Source organism: Bacteroidota bacterium (assembly GCA_013696965.1).
Lineage (GTDB): Bacteria > Bacteroidota > Bacteroidia > JACCXN01 > JACCXN01 > JACCXN01.
Genome location: JACCXN010000049.1, coordinates 1 through 18996, shown reverse-complemented (window position 1 = coordinate 18996; position 18996 = coordinate 1). Strand labels below are relative to the sequence as shown.

Sequence of the window (18996 nt, the reverse complement as noted above, 5' to 3'; positions counted from 1 at the left end):
TTGCCCCATCCACCAGTACTGAATTCGGGTTCGAAAACAATTTGTTTGTTACTGAGTCCGGTTCTTTTGCCCCGCAAACAGGTATATTTGAGTTTACCGGTTATAAGGTTTCGCGTTTTGACCATATCACTGGGGCAAAATCAGACTTTGTTGTAAATTCAGGTTCTACCCCAGAGGAACTTTTCGTGCCGGAAAAAATGAACAAACCGGTCTCCACTATTTTTATGGGGGATACTTTGTTAATCGTTGACCTTGGTGTACTGGAACCCGGGCTTAATATCTTCGGATCGGGTACCGGAAAAGTGTGGATGGTGATCAGGTCAGGCCCCATTGGCATCAATGATCTCTCTGCCGAAAATAAAAATCAGCTAAGCCAACCTATGCCAAGCCCGGCAAATACCGAAGCCACAGTTAATCTTTATATGGATTCTCCTTCGGAAGTGACCTTGGCCCTTCTCGATGAGTATGGAAGGATAGTGAAGAATCTTTATAATGGGAAGCTTGGCGTTGGAACGTATACCCATATTATCCCGACCAGTGGATTGGCATCAGGGATCTATATGGTAAGGTCTATCACTGAAAAAGGATCGTCCATGCGCAAGCTGGTAGTTGTTCATTAATTGCCTTTACGACCAATAATTTATTCACATCAAACTTGTCACCGTCTTTCCTTTGTGAGGGGCGGTGATTTTGTTATATAATACCAATTGTATTTATAAAACAGTCCAAAAAATATTTTGTAAATTACAATGGTTAATGCCGATGTTACATGAAAATAGTACAATGAGGCTTTGCTAAAATTGGACTATGTTGAATGTGCAATCGGTATAACTTGTAGCCTTAACCATTGGGATTTTTTGTGAATGTCCCATTTTTCAAGTCCATCACAAAACCTTTAAAGACCCATCCCCTACCGTCTTATTACTAGCTAGTTGCTCGCCAGCAGAGCTTGCGTCCTCTTCAGATGTACAGTTGCACTTATGGAAAAATTCATCAACTATTTTTTGCACCATTACCTAAATTATAGTTCTTGCAAAGCGTTTGCTTTCTGCTTCCATTCCACTCATACGCCATAAATCCGCACAGAAATAAATATTCGATTGCCACCAATAACAGGCTTTCAGAATAAGGAACGCTGCGGTATGTAAAATAAGTGAGCATAATTAATCCTGACCATACTAACGGAAATCTCCAGCTCGTAAATACTGAAAAAGCCACAAGCGTTGAAATATACCAGGGATGAACGATAGTGGCAAAAGCAAAATAAATAGTAAGACAAAACAGCATTGCATTGAAAAGAGAACTTATGTCTTTCCCTTTCTGAAAAACGGCAACAGAAAATATCCCTGCCATTGCAATAAGAGATAATATTGCTCCGGCTTTCCGGATTACATCGTATCCAAGTGTTTCAAATCCTGCCCACCTTACTATATAAAATATACTCGCGTTGAATTCAAAGCTATGGAAATAGAGGCCGATACTCGAAAAGATGTTTCCAATGAACTCCTTGTCAATAAATGGGACGAAAAGTAAAACGGTAGTGATTCCACAGATAAAATAAAATCGCATACTTTTTCTAAGTCCTATTCTTTTAAGAAGCAGTGGCAGTAACATCACAGGCAATAATTTTGAGCAGATAGCTAAAGAAAATGCAATAGCTGATAAAGTGCGCTGCTCTTTCATAAGAAGAAAAACAGCAAGAAGCAGAAATAAAATCATTAATGCTTCAAAGTGCAGGTTCCCGGTCAGCTCCATTATAACAAGGGGATTTAAAGCGTAAAACAATGTATTTTTAGATGGCAGGTTCCATTTTTTTAGAATAGACGAAAGAAGAAAAATACTTCCAATTTCTGCTGCGATAATGAACGTTCGCATTACGATTACGCTTCCCAATATATTAGAAGAAAATAATTTAGCTGATACAAAAAAAACAAATTGCAGCACCGGAGGGTAAATGGTATAATATCCCTGCGAATTCATAGAGGAAAATAATTTATAATCGAGCCCTGTTGCCGTAGCTTCCGGTGAATTAATAAAATCGGATGGCATTACAATAAAAGGATTAATACCATGCGCTGATAGTCGTCCATCCCATACAAACCTGAAATAATCATCCGAAAGATTTGGCATCATAAAAAGTAAAGAAAGTCTAAATAAAATAGCAACCGCAATGCTTTGCTTAATTAAACTTTCATTCAGATTTACCGTTGTGAGATAAAAATATCCGCCAAACAATAGCCCGAACAAGACAATGAGTTGTGGGAAATTTGTACGTTCAGTTGAATAACCAAGCAATATATATCCGGCCAGCGATATGCCGGTAACTGTATAAAAGGTAATTGAAGAAATGGGCTGTTTAAACATTATTTCAAGTCAAGAGAATCACGCAGAGCAGCATCGCTATTATGATGATGATTCCAGTAATCCGTAATTATTGTTTTATCTTTTACGGCCCTCGTTGTCAACGTTTTTTTATCCTTGCCAAAGCCATCAGGATAGCTTTCTTCCCATCCGGCAATGGCATGAGGAAATCCCTCGCTGAAATAGATTCTCAGGGTTCTTTGCTTTTCTTTATAAGTGATTGAATAACTCATTAAATTCTTTTCTGCTCCAATCCAGGAAGGTATTTCAGAGACATTTACCAATGATGCGCCTGCATCTTCTGCCTGAAGATTTGTATGGAGTAATCGTTGCTGTAATAATCCGGGAATGATTTTTATATTGCCTATTGGTAAGCCTGATGGATTTATCCGTAATAATGTCCACAGCTCATCTTCCATCCAAACCAAAGGAAGTATTTTTTCCTGATCTCCTTCACTTTCAAAATAGGAAAAAAGTTTTGCATTGTATTTATCTTTATCGGCATCTATTTGAGTAAATGTATGTCCACACCATTCCTGTGATGATGCTGTTATTTTTAATGCATGTTCCCATTTGCTTGTATTTATTGGCTTAAAAACAGAGAGCATCATGGAATAAGGGTAAATTCCTGTATTAAAATTTTTTGTAAGATTTAGCTTCAGCACACTTACAGCATCACTGCCTGCACTTTGAGGATTATCCAGTTTGACATGCTTTTTTGCAGAAAAATCTTCCGTAACAAAAATGGTTACAGCGGAGCCTGCATGCATTTCTCCATAACGCGCCTGCTGGAGTTTATAGCTTGTTATTTCAGCTTTGCCACTATACCAGTATTTAGCAAATTCTTCTGTTATAGTCGATCCCTTTTCCAGGGCAAGATTGTTCCCACAATTCAATGAAATTAGGGGAATAAATAAAATAAGAAAAGTTCTTTTCATCTGTATATAATTTGTTTTTTAATGGTCAGATGGAATACGCCAAATATCCATTTTCGGTTGGTGTTACCTTTAGAATCTTGGCTATTTCATGGTTTAAATGTATTTAAAAATAGTGGTGATAATCTTATATCCTGCCATAATAGTGCCTTTAACCGTCCCGCTTATTTTGGAAAACCCTATTCTATTTCTATAATTAACGGGCACTTCCGTTACTTTCATCTTTTTCTTTGCAGCCTTCAATTGCATTTCTACCGTCCATCCATAGGTAGTGTCCCTCATTTCCAATTCTAATAGTTTATCAAATTTTATTGCTCTGAAAGGGCCGAGGTCGGTATATTTTACTCCATAAAGAAACTTCATTAAGCTTGTTGCTAATTTATTTCCAAAAATCTGTTGTGGTGTCATAGACCCCCTTTCTCTGTTTCCAAGCGCCCTGGATCCTATCACCATATCGTAATCCTGTTCGATTATCGGTTGTACAAGCGCTATCATTTCCTGGGGATAATCAGAATAATCAGCATCAATAAAAACAACAATATCCGGCTTGTGAATTTTTTCTTTTACGTATGCAATTCCTTTCAGGCAGGCGTAACCATATCCCTGACGCTTTTCATCAAGAACCGTTGCCCCGCCTTTTTGTGCGTTTAGTTTGGTGTTATCATTGGAATTATTGTTTACTACTATCACTTCGCTTATAAAGTCTTTGGGCAAATCTCTAATAACATGCCCAACTGAGTTCTCCTCGTTAAAAGCAGGAATAATTACCACTATATTTTTCTTTTTAGTCATATTCTTGAATCTTTATCATTTTACCAAGTTCGTCATAATATTTCCATCTTCCTCTTTGCCTTCCGTTAATGTATTTGCCTTCGCTTTGCAATATACCATTCTTATAGCTTTTGCTGTACCCTTCTTTAATTCTATTGTTATACTCCCCTTCATAAGTTAAATTACCTTGCTCATTGTATTCCTTCCACCACGAAATCATATTATCATTAATAAAACTGCCCTGTTTCTGAAGTTCCCCATTGGGATAAAAATACATCCAGTAACCCTCCTTTTTCCCATTGGAATATTGGCCCTGACATACGCATGTACTGTCCTTTCTAAATTCCTGCCACCAGCCGCTCATCAAATCATTTAAATAATTACCCTGCTTAAAAAGTTTTCCATTTGGATGATAATATCTCCAATAACCATTTTTCCGGGCTGCCTTTATCCACCCCTCAGATTCTATTTTTCCGTTGGAATAATATTCCCTTACATATTCATCCTTTATTGGCACAGTATCAATGGTACTGGTAGGAGCATGATACACTTTTTTATTATATTCGGGAGAATAATTGTTGTCATTGTTATTACCACAGGAAACTACCAGGATAGCAAGCAACAATGCAACAAATGGTTTATGCTGATAGTGCATGTAAAAATGAATTATATTTACTGCCTGCAAGGTAATTAATTAGCGTTTATACCTTTTGTCTTTCAGGCGACAATTTAATAGTTCAGGTGTTATTTTCTTTGGAACTTACAATTTTTCTATTTATGGGTTATCTCAGGCAAATTTGTTATACAATCGTTACTGTTTTTACATTTCATACTGCCTATTCTCAAAATGAAGCGGATGACTTTTTCTCATCGGCAAACCGCTTTTTTAATCAGTATGTAAGCAATGGATTGGTGAACTATTCAGCGATTCATTCTGACAGAAAGGAATTAGATAGTTTAACTATTCAAATTAGGAACATTCATTTTGAGTTACTTCCGGAAAATGTAAAAAAAACATTCCTGATTAATACTTACAATATTCTTGTAATAAAAAATGTAGTGGATCACTATCCAATAAAATCACCGATGGATATTTCAGGATTTTATAATGGTATCAAGTATGAGGTTGGTGGAAAAAAAATAACACTTGATGAAATTGAAAATAAAGAATTACGCCCTGTTTATAAAGATGCCCGATTGCATTTTGTACTGGTGTGTGGAGCCAATGGCTGTCCGCCAATAATAAGCAATGCTTTTTTGCCCGACAAACTTGAAAATCAAATGGATGTTCAGGCAAAAGCAGCGCTCAACAACAATAATTTTATCACAGTGAACGATGCTGAGAAAAAAGTCCTTTTGTCCGAAATTTTCAAATGGTATGAAGAAGATTTTAAACAAGATGGGTCAAGCGTTATAGGGTTCATTAATAAATATCGTGAAAATAAAATCCCGGAAGATTATAAGGTAGATTATTACGATTACGACTGGTCGTTAAATGAATTTAATAAGAATAATACTGAACAACTCTCAGATCCAACACAAAAAACAGCTAATATACAGGCATATACACCTTCTGTTTTACTCAAACGAAATCAATGGGAGTATAAATTTTTCAACAACCTTTATACACAAACTGAAGGGTTCGATAAGGACGGAAATAAAATAAACTACCATTCCCGTTCTAGTTATTTTTCTTCTATTAACCAGTTCCTGATTGGCATTTCGCCCAGACTAAGTATTGGAGCCGATATGTGGATAAAATCTGTCAGGAATGATTCAGAAACAAGTTCACCTTTTGCATTATTAAAATTTGAGAATACACCCAATACCCGCACAGCAATTTCATCTGTTGGCCCGAAAATAAAAATCGCACCATTTAAAAAACTTGCCCACCTTTCCGTACAAAGCACCTTTCTTATTCCCGTATCAAAAGATCAGGAAGGAGCGTCAAACGGCAAGCCATACCTGAGTGCCGACAGATATTTTCTTATTACACAATTTTATTACGATCATTCTATTGGAAATAAATTTCAACTTTTCTTTCAGCTTGCCCCCTGGCTTTCTGTTAATAAAACATTTGAAACAAAATCAATAAACCTTGCAACACCATTGGATGTCTTTCTAAGTTGGTTTCCTTCCAAAAGGGTTACAGTTTATGTTCAAAATGAGTTTTGGCCTTCATATAATGAGAAGGGGATTTCCTCCTGGTTCAGGCAAGAGGGTGTTGGATTGAAATTTCAATTGATTCCGGGGCTGTTGGAAACCGAGGTGCTTTACACAAAATTCACTATGGGCATGAATGCCGGGGCAGGACAAACTTTCAACTTTGGAGTACGAGTTATCAGGTAAAAAAAATCTTCTTATACTTGATGGATATTATTTATTTTAAAGGGCTATTCCCTTAATTTTTCGCCTTCAAATTTTTTAGGATGCAATGTAGTTTCTATAGAGCATTGATAATATCTTTTACAGTAGCTCTTTTGCTATAATCCTTATCGAAAAAAACGTATTTAATAATTCCATCTTTACCAATAACATAAGTTGCAGGTACCGGTAAGATATGATCCTTATTGCCATTCGCTTCTTCTAAATCAACGTTCCATTTTTTATACTTCTCAACTGTTGCACTATCCACAACAAAACTTGTTTTATATGAAGTCATAATTTTAGATTCTTCATCGTGGATAATTGAAAAGGAGGCTTTTGTTTTTTCAATCGTTTTGCTGATGTTATTGTTGGTTTCAGGAGTAATGGCAATAACATAGGCTCCTTTTTCTGTAATATAATGAAGTGAATCCTGAAATTCACTCATTTCCCTGGTACAGTATCCACACCACTCACCTCTATAAAACATCAGGACCACCGGACCCTTCTGTAAAATTGAGTAAAGATCAATACTATTACCGGCATGATCTTTTGCAATGAATGCTGGTGCTTTTTCGCCTTTTTTGAGTCCGCTGGGATTATCCTGGTTCATATAAATAAAGGACAGACTTGAGAAGACGGTTAGTGCGATGAAAGTTATTTTAAATTGTTTCATTTGTATATAATTTTTCTTGTTGGTCAAATGGAATACGCCATATATTCATTTTCGGTTGGTATTTCTTCAAGAATTATGGCTATTTCATTTTATTTTTGTGATTTGAGTTTTGCTGTGATACCTGCTCTAATTTTGAACTAATACTTCCATTGAATTTTCTTTGTCAATAAAGATAACCGGAAATTCCGTTTTTTGTTTGCCGTACTTTTTTAGAAACTCATCTTTGTAAAAAAATATCGTTTCCATATTTAATTTGCGAAGAAATTCAGCCCATTCTTTCTTCATTCCGAAATTATCGTAAGTAATACTGCAAAGGTTACAAGCATAGGTAGAGGGGGAAAGTATCTTGTGAGCAAAATCAATTGTTTTACTAAATAAATTGCCATCGGCATTATACACAAATATCAATTTTGTTTTCATAATACGATTACTTCTCAATTATCAAACGTTCAGGTTTAAAAAGCTCAGGAAACTGCTTCTGTGTTCTCTTAATTCGCGGAATTGATTCATGCTGAACATACGCATCGGTAGGGTGGTGATGAATATAATTCTGATGATAATCTTCAGCTTTCCAAAATTCTTTATAAGGTATTACCTGAGTAGCGATAGGTTTTTTATATTTACCTGATTTATTTAATTCATTAATATAACTTTCAGTTAGTTGTTTTTCGTAAAGGTTTCTGTAAAAAACAATGGATCGATATTGCGTACCTTCATCCGGCCCTTGGCCATTCACCTGTGTGGGATCCTGAGATGCAAAAAATACTTTAATCAAATTTTGATAACTTACTTTGGTGGAGTCATAATAAATTTCAATGCTTTCTGCATGGCCTGTGGTACCGCTTCCTACTTCTTCATAAGAGGGATTTTTGGTAGTGCCTCCTGAATATCCGGAAATTACCTCTGCCACACCTTTCACACCTTCAAAAACGGCTTCTTCACACCAGAAACAACCTGCCGCGAATGTAGCTTTATTGTATGCCGAGAGATCATTGGTTGGTTTACTGTCTGTTGCGTTGAAAAGCAATGTCACTCCATTAATGCAATATCTCAAGCCCGTGGGCTGTGGCCCATCATTAAAAACGTGCCCTAAGTGAGCATCACAACGGGCGCAAGATATTTCGTCACGTTGCATTCCGATAGAATTATCAGTTGCAATTTGTACACTCTTTTGCGAATAAGGTTTCCAGAAACTCGGCCATCCTGTTCCTGATTCAAATTTATTTTCTGAACTAAATAACGGAATACCACAACTAACGCAATAATATAATCCCGATTGATGGTTTTTATTATATGGACTACTAAACTTCACCTCTGTTCCCTGTTCTCTTGTGATATTGTATTGTTCGGGTGTAAGTATTTTCTTCCACTCTTCTTTGGTTTTCACAACTTTATCTGTCCAGCTTGTATCCTGAAGTTCAATATTATTATAGCCTAAACTATTTTCCTCGGCTTTTTTATTTTGCTGCGAACAGGCAGAAATAATTAGTGAAATTTGTAAATAGAGAAATAATATTTTCATTTTTTTGCAATTTAAATTATAAATTAACAGCATCCACCGCCATCATAAAACCAGGTTGATTCAGAAATAAAAATACCACTTCTGTTAAGGCTCCTTAAAGCATTAGCCGTTTTATCACAAATAGACAAAGGCTGATTTTGCATTAAAGTATGTCCTTTATGATCATCGAACAATCCGTCTTCACCAAAGTAAATCGCTGTTTTTCCTGTAAAAACACAGGGCCCGTCATCAGGCATCGGGTCTTTTATGGCACACACTTCTACACTTTCAATATAAATCAATTTGTCGGTATTGTAATGTGTTGAATCAAGGATACGATAGGGTCGTTTGGCTCTTATTTCAACCGTTCCAAAGCCAATGTCCGTTATCATTTTAATGTATTCTTTAAGAGGCAATGCTCCGCTCAAACACAATGCACGCAGTCGTTCATCATTGAGAAGATTTTCTGGCATTTTAGTTTCACAGGTAGGATCCGAAAGCACTAATCGTCCTCTTGGTTTTAAAACCCTATACATCTCGCTAAGTGCCTTTTTCAAATCTTCTGCTTTGAAAATATTGAACAGGCAATTCTGAGCTGCTACATCCACACTTTCATCTTCAATAGGTAAATTTAGGGCATCGCCTTTTCTTAATTCAACAAACTCTGATTTGAACCAGGAGTTTTGTTTTTCCGCTTCATTAAAATTTTCTTTGCTTGCCTGCAACATCTCATCCACTACATCCACTCCAATAACTCCATTTTTTTGCCTGCTGAAATAAGCAAACTGCAACAGCTCCATTCCCCCTCCAACACCGACATAAAGTATTCTTGGATTATTTACAAGATCACGCGGATGAACAGTGCTTCCGCAGCCATAATTCATTTGCAGCATCTTTGTCGGAATTGCCAGACCAGGCAATTGCCATACCGGAGTGGTTGTGCAGCATAAGCCAACATCAGGCTTCAATGCCGCTTCTTTGTAAACATTTTTTGTTGTTTCGAGGTAACTCATAGTTTTATTGGTTTTTTGATCATTTTTGATTGAAAAACAGAGTAATAACACACGGTCGCAAAACCAAATGTCAGCATCATGTGAAAAGGCAATAAGGCATAGTCTCCGATTTGAAACGCCACAATAACCGCAAAAAGAAAATACAGGGACAAAATCCCTTCCGTTACAGTAAGCGGATTAATTTGACCGGTAATATATTTATTACTTTCCCACGAATCATTATTATTAATGATATTGAACTTGGGCGTTCTGATAAACGGAGTTTTCTTGCCAAAATATCCTTCTAGTACTGCTATGGCATTGTGCAATGAAAGCCCCATCATAATGGCAAGGAATAATGGAAATGTACGAATGAAATAGAGCCTGGATTTTAGTTTGTTTTCTGATTTTTGGTTTGTTGAAACCCAATATAAAATTGCTAAAATGAAAAAACTTAACAAAAAAAATGATGCTAGAAGAAATAGCTGTTTGAATTCAGGAAAATATTGTTTAATAAAAAGCAAAGGGACGCTAAGGATTGCGCAGGTAATAACACTGACAAATACTCCGCTATTTAAAAGATGAAATACTCCGTGCCATTTTATAACGAAAGACTTATCTGAACGCAATACATTTCCCAGATGTTTTCTCGCCACTTCCGCACCCCCTTTGGTCCAACGGTATTGTTGTGTTTTCAATGCACTCATCACCGGAGGCAACTCAGCCGGTGATTCCACATCCTCCAGATAAACAAACTTCCAGTCTTTCAATTGAGCCCGGTAACTCAAGTCAAGATCTTCTGTTAATGTATCTGGCTGCCAGTTTCCTGCATCAATAATGCATGATTTGCGCCACACACCGGCAGTTCCGTTAAAGTTAATAAAACAGTTACCGCTGTTTCTTCCAACTTGCTCAACGGAAAAATGCGCATCTAACCCGAATGCCTGGAGCTTAGTAAGCAAAGAGTAATGTTTGTTGATGTGCCCCCAGCGGGTTTGAACCATGCCAACATTCTTTTCAAAAAAATGCGGGATAGTTTTTTTTAAAAAATCCTTTAAGGGAACAAAGTCAGCATCAAAAATAGCAATGAATTCACCCTTTGCAAACTCAAGCCCCTCTTCCAATGCCCCGGCTTTATATCCTTTACGATCTGTTCTCCTTACCTGTACTATATCAACTCCTTTTGCCTTCCAAAACTGTACTCTTTTTTCAATAATTTCAATGCTTAGATCAGTTGAATCATCCAGCACTTGTACTTCCAGCTTGTCAAGCGGATAATCAAAAGAGCATACTGTATCAATCAGCCTTTCCACTACGTACATTTCATTGTAAACAGGAAGTTGAACCGTTACATGAGGAAGGAATTTTTCATTAAATGGCAATTGACCGGGTTGTATTTTCTTTTGAACTTTCAAATAACGAACTAACAAATGAGCCTGTGCTATGCTATATAGAAAGATAAACAGCAATGCAAGCGTATATAATACAAGCACAATGACGAGCGCAATTTTTACAGCGATTATTTTTACAAGCATATTTTTATTATAAATTAAGTTTTGCTTCTTTATTTCCAATAAGAATGGGGTTATCATTAACTCTCCCCTTTAAAGGCCCATTTTCTAAATTAAGAACCCCTCTTGGACATACAGTAGCACACATTCCGCAACCAACACAAGAAGCACGAACTATATTTTGTCCTTTCTGAGCATACGCCTTCACGTCTATTCCCATTTCACAATAAGTAGAGCAATTCCCGCAAGAGATACACTGCCCACCGTTAGTAGTGATCCTGAACCGTGAAAACAATCGTTGCTGAATGCCCAAAATTGCTGCCATTGGACATCCAAAACGACACCATACTCTTGTTCCCATCAGAGGATAAAATCCAACACCGATTACACCTGAAAAAATGGCACCTATTAAAAAACCATAGGTATTAGCAAATGGTCCGGATACATTTCCAAAAACAGAACCATTATAGTAAGAGTTAATCCACAAAAAACTTGTAGTAATAATTATAAAAACTAAAACACTGTAAATCATCCATCGTTCAATTTTCCATGCTTTAAGTGACTTATCGGATAACTGGCGGAATGGGTCTCCGGCAGTATTTGCTAATCCACCACAACCACAAACCCAAGAACAATACCAGCGTTTCCCATAAAAATAAGTTAAAATGGGCGTTGCTACAAAAATCATTGCAGCTCCCCAAAACACCATAAATACTCCCAAAGCTCCGGGTTGTTCTGTCAAATAATTGACTGTGGAAGGAAATAAATAATCATACTTAAGTGGCCAGAAATAACTGAAATAAAATTCAGGCTGATTAAAAAGTTGTAATACTGCCGGAATGAGGTAAGCAAAACCCAACTGAAAGAATATGATAGAAGAGGTTCTGATAATCTGGTAATTCGAATGCCGGTATTTCAACAGGGCTTTTACTCCCATCACTCCTATTGCCAATGTATACAAGGTGCCGTATAAAAACCATTGATCAGAATCATTACCTCTGATAAGGTTGCTAAGAGGATCCATTAAACGAATCAGGTTTTCCAGAACGGACGGAAACCAATAAATAACAATGTAAAACCCAGTAAGGAAAATTCCGAACAACCATGCAAATACACCTCTTGATGTTAATGAGTTTTGCCATATCTGGTCATTTTTAACCCCGGCTGATTTCGTTAAATATTTTCTAAAAAAATAAATAAATGCTCCTCCCACAGACAAACCAATGCTTAGGGAAAGAAGCAATACCGGATATTTCATTCCTGTACCTGTTGATGCAATTAAAAACAATAAAAGTCCTACTGAGAAAAGGATCAGTCCTGTTTTTTGAATTATATCTACTCCTGAAGGATGTGGGTTACTGATGCTTATTGATGGGTTATTTTCCATTGAATTTTTATTTAAGAAATGTTGCTAATAAACCCTTCCGGGATTTTAATTTTAAACTTTTGCCTGATTGCTTATTATATCGCTCTATTATTTCAGGTTCATACTGTTTGTGAAATTCAGGATCAAAGTTGGCTTTTGGTAAATGTTCTATTACGTAATCTACTGTTCTTTTTTCTGTTAACCATCCATCGCAGACTTCGTGTCTGAGCCTGAACCCAAATACATTGATTCCTGTAATTGTTTTATCTTTTTTATCGTAAACTATCCGAAAATTTATTTTTCCACTGGAATGTTCCCAATAAAAAGATTCTTCACTATCTTTTTGTTGTGCGTTTATTACTCCATAAGTTTGATATTCAATGTCAAAAAACTTGGCGGAATTAAACCAATGCCCCGGTGAATATGCTGATCGCTGCCCACAAATTGTTTTAGCAAGTGTTTCTCCGTGCATACGGCCCGTGTACCAAACTTGTTCAATGGGTTTTCTTCCATTGGGTGGTGTTTTAAATTGGGCGCAATCTCCAATAGCATAGATATACGGAATATTTGTCTCAAAAAACTCATTCACTAATATACCCCGGTCCGTTTCAATACCTGAGTTTTTCAAAAAATCAATATTGGGGCTTACTCCAACGGCAAGACCTACAAATTGGCAGGGTATTTCTTCTCCGTTATTGGTAAAGATGGAACTTACCCTCCCGGTTGAATCCCCTTTGATTTCTTTTAATTCGGTTTCGAGGCGAAGATCAACATGATGCTCCCCGATATGACGGTTAATCATCTTTGCTTCTTCAACTGGTAAAATATTGTCCCAAAAGTTTTTCTCACGGACAAGAAATGTTACAGCGATATTTCGTGAACGAAGCATTTCTGCCATTTCAATTCCGATTAATCCTCCACCAACAATTACAGTGCTAGAAACACCTTTGGTATTTTCTTCCATATTTTCCAAATCCTGTAAGTGATATAACCCTTGAACACCTTTAAAATCCTGTCCGGGCCAGTCAAATTTGTTGGACTTAGAGCCTGTTGCAAGAACAAGTGTATCGTAGCCGATTGATGAACCATCAGAAAAAAGAACCAATTTGTTTTTAGTATCAACCTTATTTACAAATTTTTTAACAAGGTCTATTTTGTTCTTTTCCCAAAAAAAGTCCTCATATGGTTTGGTATGCTCAAACTTCATGTGCCCCATGTAGATATACATGAGTGCTGTACGCGAAAAGAAATATTCAGTTTCAGCCGAAACAACCGTAATCCTGTGCTTGCTCAATTTTCGTAAATGCCTTGCACAGGTTATTCCTGATATTCCGTTGCCAATTATTACAATGTTTTTACTCATGTTATTTATACATAATTTTCTAATGTCGATAGTATCCTTCATTTTAGCCTATATGTAAATCCATTTTCCTCTCCTCTCAAATTTTATTATCTGTTTCGAAAGTCTTCTTTGTTTCATATTTTAAATCGAGTTTCTCCATATCACAAAAAGGATTCAGGAGTTTTTTATATAAACCTGAGAGCTTAACCGGCTTAACTCCCATTTTGTACAATGAAAAAACAAGTAAGTTGGCAATATTCACACGCAGGTAACTATTATTCGAATATTTTCTAGCAGAAATTAAAATTTCCTTTGGAATAATATGCAAACCGAATCTTTTTTTTCTAAGCCTACTTACTAAATCAAAATCTTCCATTATCACATAAGATTCGTCAAATCCTCCTAGTTCATTAAATACGTTTTTTTGAATGTATAACGATTGATCACCACCACCACTAAAAATAGTATTGAATTTAGTGAAATAGGAATTGATAACCAATAGTTTTTTATCAGAATCATATCGAAATCGAAAACAACCAGCTTTTTTCCTTTTTAATATTGCTTTCTGAATTTCAGCTATAAATTCTATTGGTGGAAGCGTATCTGCATGCACAAAATAAAGAATATCACCCGTTGAATGATTTGATCCCAAATTCATTTGAAGCGCACGACCTTGTTTTTCAGAACACACAGCCTTTGCTCCGGCATTGCTTGCGATTTCTAAGGTACTATCAGAACTTCCTCCATCACTTACGATTATCTCATGCAAATCCATTCCCCCATATTTATGCAAATGAATTATCAGCCGTTCAATATTTGCAGCTTCGTTTAATGTGGGTATGATTATGCTGATTTTCATATTATTCATTTAAACCCCAGTCATAATCAAGGTATGTGATATTAGCATTGGCATTGATTTTTACAGGAGCATATTTATTGAGAAAGTCAATTAAGGATTCTTTTTTAGTAAAATCCATTTTATACCATTCAAATATTTTGGATAGTTGAGGATTGGTAGCAGATACTTTATTTCGGAAAGTGTCTTTCAGAAATGCCTTTGCCTGATTGTCGAGTTGTTGATCAAGTCTTGCAGGGTCGTATGCCTCGTTAAGAAGTGCCGGACATGATTTTGATGCACATACAAGGGCAAAATGTATTCTTGGATCGTCAAACTTTTTTCTAAGCTGGCCATGCTCAATGTTGTTCAAATCCATTTTTTCTTTCCCAATGAAAATGAATTTAACATCCCAGGGTGTGTTCACAAAAGGAATTTGAATACTGCTGCCTATATCTTTTATGCTTTTTATTGGATAATATTTTGTAATCAGTTTTACAGTATAGGCATTGTAAGCATTGATCCAAAATGCTTTTTGTTCGTTCACCGACCATGTTTTTTCATTAGGAGGGTTGTCAGTAAGCAGTTTTAAGTATTTGTTGAATTCAACGCTATCTTTTATAAACCCTTTATAATTAACCTTTCCATCAAGTGTGACGTTCTTTTTTAAAAGGTCATTCCATATTTCATGTGAAGGGGCTTTGCCGATTCCTATAAATGTAGTAGAGCTACATTGTTGGAATAGAAAAGAAAATAATGAGGCAAAAATTAATTTTTTCATAATGCTATGGAAATTGTGTAATTAACGATAACAGTTGTTTTAGTTTAAATTTTTTTTATTACGTTAATTAAAAGTTGTGATAGTTTTTCATCTGCCATTTCTGCTATTTGAATAATTTCCGAAATGTCAACAGGTTTCAAATTATCCGGATCAGGTAATCTGATGTTTCTATTATTTTTTTAATCAGCCTATATAAATTAAATGAAATGAAATGAATCCCTTATTCATTTTTATGATCATGGCTATTTCATATCTCAAATATATTTTGATACATTTTTAAATCTTTTTCTTCATCTATATCGGACAGAGTTGGAAGTAATTTCATGCTAACATTAAGCTTGGTTATATCAAGCAAAGTATCCAGTAACACATTCTCCGTACTCCATTGTTTATTCATAAATAACTCTTTGTAAAGTGTTCGCATTCCAAGCAGGTAGTACCCGCCATCTTTTGCAGGTCCAATTACAATTTCATTCTTTTTAAGAACATCAAAAGCATCCGTAATTATATGTTCATTCAAGTCCAGACAATCACTGCCGATAATAACAACACTTTTATATTGTTTTAAAAAGGCCTGTTTAAAGGCATTGAGCATCCGTTCACCAAGCTCATTACCTTCCTGAACAAACTGGCTGAATTTTGCTTTGCCCCACATGTCGCCATCATCGATGTAATCAGAATAGAAAATGGCTTTATCGCAATTCACCCTTTTTGAAATTGTCAGTGTATGATCGAGCAATACTCTATAAATTTCCAGTGCTTTTTCATCACCCATAGTTGTAGCCAGGCGGGTTTTAACCTTGCCTCTTTGGGGATTCTTTACAAAAACCATTAATAATTTATCCGTTGCCATATTTATTTAATTTTTCTTTATTATTCAACTTCTTATTGCCTACTATTCCAAGTTCAATCGGGCGAATGGGTTGTTTATTATAAGTCCTGAAGGTCATAATAAAGCGCCTTGACAGCTTGATCCTGCGCCTGCGGTGCAGCCGTAACAATGTTGATTCACAACAATATTTCGTTCTTTCAGCTTTGCAGCACTGAACTCGCTGATGTGTTTTGGAGAACCATTCCCTGTTTGTAATTCGAGCATTTGATTAAAATCGCAATCATATAATTTTCCTTCCCAACTGACTGAAAGCGTATTTCTGCACATCAAACCATCTATTGTAAAAGGATTAAAAGAGCTAACAAGTTTTTCCATGTATGATTCAAATTTGCCAAGAGTCAGGAGGTATTCTAAAAACCTGCTTATAGGAAGATTGGTAATGGTATAAAGTTTATTAAATGAAATACCAAAATTTTCTAGTAGAATTTTTTTATAATCTGATTGGAGTTTATCCTGTGGTGGTGGCAGGGACGGGCCGATTGGGTTATAAACCAAATGTAATTCAAGCTCTGTCTCGTCCTTTCCATATCCTACATTATTTAACATTTTTAATGCTTCAATTGATTTCTGAAATACTCCTTCTCCTCTTTGTTTATCCGTATTTTCAGCTGTATAGCAGGGGAGGGAAGCGATTACGGTTACTTTGTGTTTAGCAAAAAACTCAGGATAAGAATGATACTTTTTATTAGAAACAAGAATGGTAAGGTTGCTTCGTACAATCGTTTTTACTCCGAGTTTTGAAATTTCTTTTACAAACCAAATAAAGTCAGGATTCATCTCAGGTGCGCCTCCTGTCATATCAACAGTGTGGACGGTGGGTGCATGGCGAAGTGCATTGAGACAATCCTGCATAGTTGCCCTAATCATGATTTCTTTTCTGTCCGGCCCCGCATCTACATGGCAATGGGTACAAACTTGATTACACATTTTTCCCACATTTACCTGTAATATTTCAAGTTCAGCGGGCTTTAAAGGAGATATTCCATAGGTTTGAAGTTTATCTTCAAACCTTGTTATAGGACTTCCTTCGCTGCTGATTTTTTCAAGTACTTCCAACTGATATTGAGTACTTGAGAATTTATTTCCTTGAGCTTTCAGAGATTTCATAGTATCAATTTTAATATACAAAGTTATTTGATGTTATTCTGCGAAACTGTCGGCTAAACGACTTAACAGTATTTTAAAGATACCATTTCCCAGCTAATATGTGAAATATGCGTTATACTTACCTAAAAATTCGGTGAGATGATATTTATTATTAAATAGATAAGATAAGATAAGATAAGATAAGATAAGATAAGAGCAAGTTGTTTGGGGAATTAATTCCTGACGTTGTAGAAAAAACATTTTGTTAGAGGTTGAATATTAACAAAACTAATAGACAAGTGTAATTTAAAATGTTGTATTCAAGACCACTCAAATGATACTCATAAAGTACCCGAAATCGTTATTCTCTATTAAATAGCAATACCCTTGAAACCAAATGGGGTTGTTGACCTTTATACTCTGGTTATAAACAAGTGCGCTCACAGAAGCCTTTGAAAAATGAAGTAAGTAAAGCCATCAGGACCTAATTTTCTTGGGAAAGCCTTGATGGCTTTTGGACTTATAAAACCAGAACATCCCAAAAAAACTCAAGCCAAAAAAATGGTAAAAGCCTCCACGGTTGAATATGGTGAATACCTGGCCAACAGCGTTGCAAACTGTGTGGGATGCCATACCGAACGGGAAATGAAGTCCGGAGCTTTTATCGGAAAGCCTTTTGCCGGGGGGATGTTCTTTGCAGAAGAACCAAGGTCAGAGGGAAAATCATACTACTCGCCAAACCTTACGCCTGATCCGGAAACCGGTGTGATGGCCCATTGGACGGAGGAAACCTTTATTGCCCGTTTTCATGCAGGCTATGGTTTTGTTAGCCCAATGCCCTGGGGATCTTTTTCCAGAATTGATGATATTGATTTAAAAGCCATATTCCTATATCTTAAGTCCCTTGAACCGGTAAGCAGCAAGGTTGAAAAAACAGTTTACCACGCTGGGGAGCCATTGCCTTAAACATTTAAACGGCTTGCCTTTTATTTTTATTCGCGGGTCTAACACAACAAACCAATAAATTTATAATGACTCTAAAGTAAAATTTTTAGCTTTATTGTTAGTATTAATGTTAGGAAATAACCCAAAGGAGGTTATTTCCTAAAAAACAGACTTTAAACTCAGCTAATCTGATATATTTAGTATTTATGGACTTGAAAACACGCTTTAACTTTTCTCCTTCTGCGCTTCAATATTTTTCGCAGATGGGGCAGGTGCCTGATCTTTTAAATAAATTTTAAACTCAGTTCCTTTTCCAGGTTCGCTTTCTACTGAAATCTTTCCACCTGCATTTTTTACAATTTCGTTCACTAAGTATAATCCTATACCGGTGCCTTCAATATTGTTTTCTACCCTGAAATATTTAGAAAATATGGCTTCCTTCTTATCAGAGGAAATACCCATGCCGTTGTCCTTAACCGTAATAACTATAAATCCTTTTTCATATTCTGTATTTATAAAAACCTCAGGTTTCCTATCAGGGGATTTGTATTTGATTGAATTATTTACAAGGTTGTAAATAATACTTCTTAATTTTCTTCTGGAAAAAGTTATTTGAGAAACATTAATCTTCTTCTTTA

The 18996-nt window shown here is 36.0% G+C and carries 19 protein-coding genes; 3 read left to right on the top strand and 16 right to left on the bottom strand.

What is annotated here, in order from left to right; all coding sequences use genetic code 11:
• Positions 1 to 620, top strand: a 620-nt coding sequence (locus H0V01_07755; GenBank protein MBA2583264.1) for a T9SS type A sorting domain-containing protein, incomplete at its 5' end; no start/stop codon positions are given.
• Positions 621 to 993: 373 nt separating this feature from the next.
• Here H0V01_07755 and H0V01_07750 read toward each other — a convergent pair.
• From H0V01_07750 to H0V01_07735, 4 genes are all read right to left on the bottom strand, one after another.
• Positions 994 to 2364, bottom strand: coding sequence for a hypothetical protein (locus tag H0V01_07750; GenBank protein ID MBA2583263.1), 1371 nt, complete (start codon positions 2362 to 2364; stop codon positions 994 to 996).
• The gene (locus H0V01_07745) at positions 2364 to 3299 is read right to left on the bottom strand and encodes a hypothetical protein (protein MBA2583262.1); all 936 of its coding nucleotides are present in this window, start codon (positions 3297 to 3299) and stop codon (positions 2364 to 2366) included. Before H0V01_07745 ends, H0V01_07750 begins: the two co-directional genes overlap by 1 nt.
• 93 nt (positions 3300 to 3392) lie before the next feature.
• A complete protein-coding gene (locus H0V01_07740) occupies positions 3393 to 4088 on the bottom strand; it encodes a glycosyltransferase family 2 protein (protein ID MBA2583261.1) in 696 nt (231 codons plus the stop codon).
• A complete protein-coding gene (locus H0V01_07735) occupies positions 4081 to 4722 on the bottom strand; it encodes a hypothetical protein (protein ID MBA2583260.1) in 642 nt (213 codons plus the stop codon). The genes H0V01_07740 and H0V01_07735 overlap by 8 nt, the downstream gene beginning before the upstream one ends.
• A gap of 122 nt (positions 4723 to 4844) precedes the next feature.
• Here H0V01_07735 and H0V01_07730 point away from each other — a divergent pair, with 122 nt between their 5' ends.
• The gene (locus H0V01_07730; protein MBA2583259.1) at positions 4845 to 6416 is read left to right on the top strand and encodes a DUF547 domain-containing protein; all 1572 of its coding nucleotides are present in this window, start codon (positions 4845 to 4847) and stop codon (positions 6414 to 6416) included.
• Between the two features lie 94 nt (positions 6417 to 6510).
• Here the strand turns inward: H0V01_07730 and H0V01_07725 are convergent, their stop codons facing one another.
• From H0V01_07725 to arsS, 11 genes are all read right to left on the bottom strand, one after another.
• Entirely contained in the window at positions 6511 to 7107 is a 597-nt protein-coding gene (locus H0V01_07725; protein ID MBA2583258.1) for an AhpC/TSA family protein, read from the bottom strand.
• 126 nt (positions 7108 to 7233) lie between these two features.
• Complete coding sequence (locus H0V01_07720) at positions 7234 to 7527, bottom strand: hypothetical protein (GenBank protein ID MBA2583257.1); 294 nt, start codon at positions 7525 to 7527, stop codon at positions 7234 to 7236.
• A gap of 7 nt (positions 7528 to 7534) precedes the next feature.
• The gene (locus tag H0V01_07715; GenBank protein ID MBA2583256.1) at positions 7535 to 8629 is read right to left on the bottom strand and encodes a bifunctional methionine sulfoxide reductase B/A protein; all 1095 of its coding nucleotides are present in this window, start codon (positions 8627 to 8629) and stop codon (positions 7535 to 7537) included.
• A 23-nt stretch (positions 8630 to 8652) separates the two neighbouring features.
• Positions 8653 to 9621, bottom strand: a complete 969-nt coding sequence (gene arsM / locus H0V01_07710; protein MBA2583255.1) for an arsenosugar biosynthesis arsenite methyltransferase ArsM — start codon at positions 9619 to 9621, stop codon at positions 8653 to 8655.
• Positions 9618 to 11135 carry a glycosyltransferase gene (locus H0V01_07705; GenBank protein ID MBA2583254.1) on the bottom strand — a complete coding sequence of 506 codons (1518 nt, stop codon included), beginning with the start codon at positions 11133 to 11135 and terminating at the stop codon, positions 9618 to 9620. The genes arsM and H0V01_07705 overlap by 4 nt, the downstream gene beginning before the upstream one ends.
• A 7-nt stretch (positions 11136 to 11142) precedes the next feature.
• Complete coding sequence (locus H0V01_07700) at positions 11143 to 12498, bottom strand: 4Fe-4S binding protein (protein MBA2583253.1); 1356 nt, start codon at positions 12496 to 12498, stop codon at positions 11143 to 11145.
• Between the two features lie 7 nt (positions 12499 to 12505).
• Positions 12506 to 13840 carry an FAD-dependent oxidoreductase gene (locus H0V01_07695; protein ID MBA2583252.1) on the bottom strand — a complete coding sequence of 445 codons (1335 nt, stop codon included), beginning with the start codon at positions 13838 to 13840 and terminating at the stop codon, positions 12506 to 12508.
• A gap of 76 nt (positions 13841 to 13916) precedes the next feature.
• Entirely contained in the window at positions 13917 to 14678 is a 762-nt protein-coding gene (locus H0V01_07690; GenBank protein MBA2583251.1) for a TIGR04283 family arsenosugar biosynthesis glycosyltransferase, read from the bottom strand.
• A 1-nt stretch (position 14679) separates the two neighbouring features.
• Entirely contained in the window at positions 14680 to 15435 is a 756-nt protein-coding gene (locus H0V01_07685) for a DUF547 domain-containing protein (protein MBA2583250.1), read from the bottom strand.
• Between the two features lie 247 nt (positions 15436 to 15682).
• A complete protein-coding gene (locus H0V01_07680) occupies positions 15683 to 16288 on the bottom strand; it encodes a TIGR04282 family arsenosugar biosynthesis glycosyltransferase (GenBank protein ID MBA2583249.1) in 606 nt (201 codons plus the stop codon).
• A 93-nt stretch (positions 16289 to 16381) separates the two neighbouring features.
• Positions 16382 to 17434 (bottom strand): arsenosugar biosynthesis radical SAM protein ArsS, encoded by a 1053-nt coding sequence (gene arsS / locus H0V01_07675; protein ID MBA2583248.1) that lies wholly within the window; start codon positions 17432 to 17434, stop codon positions 16382 to 16384.
• Positions 17435 to 17974: 540 nt separating this feature from the next.
• Between arsS and H0V01_07670 the strand changes: the two genes are divergently transcribed.
• Complete coding sequence (locus tag H0V01_07670) at positions 17975 to 18379, top strand: cytochrome c (protein ID MBA2583247.1); 405 nt, start codon at positions 17975 to 17977, stop codon at positions 18377 to 18379.
• A gap of 204 nt (positions 18380 to 18583) precedes the next feature.
• Here the strand turns inward: H0V01_07670 and H0V01_07665 are convergent.
• A partial coding sequence (locus tag H0V01_07665; GenBank protein ID MBA2583246.1) for a HAMP domain-containing histidine kinase occupies positions 18584 to 18996 on the bottom strand: 413 nt, incomplete at its 5' end.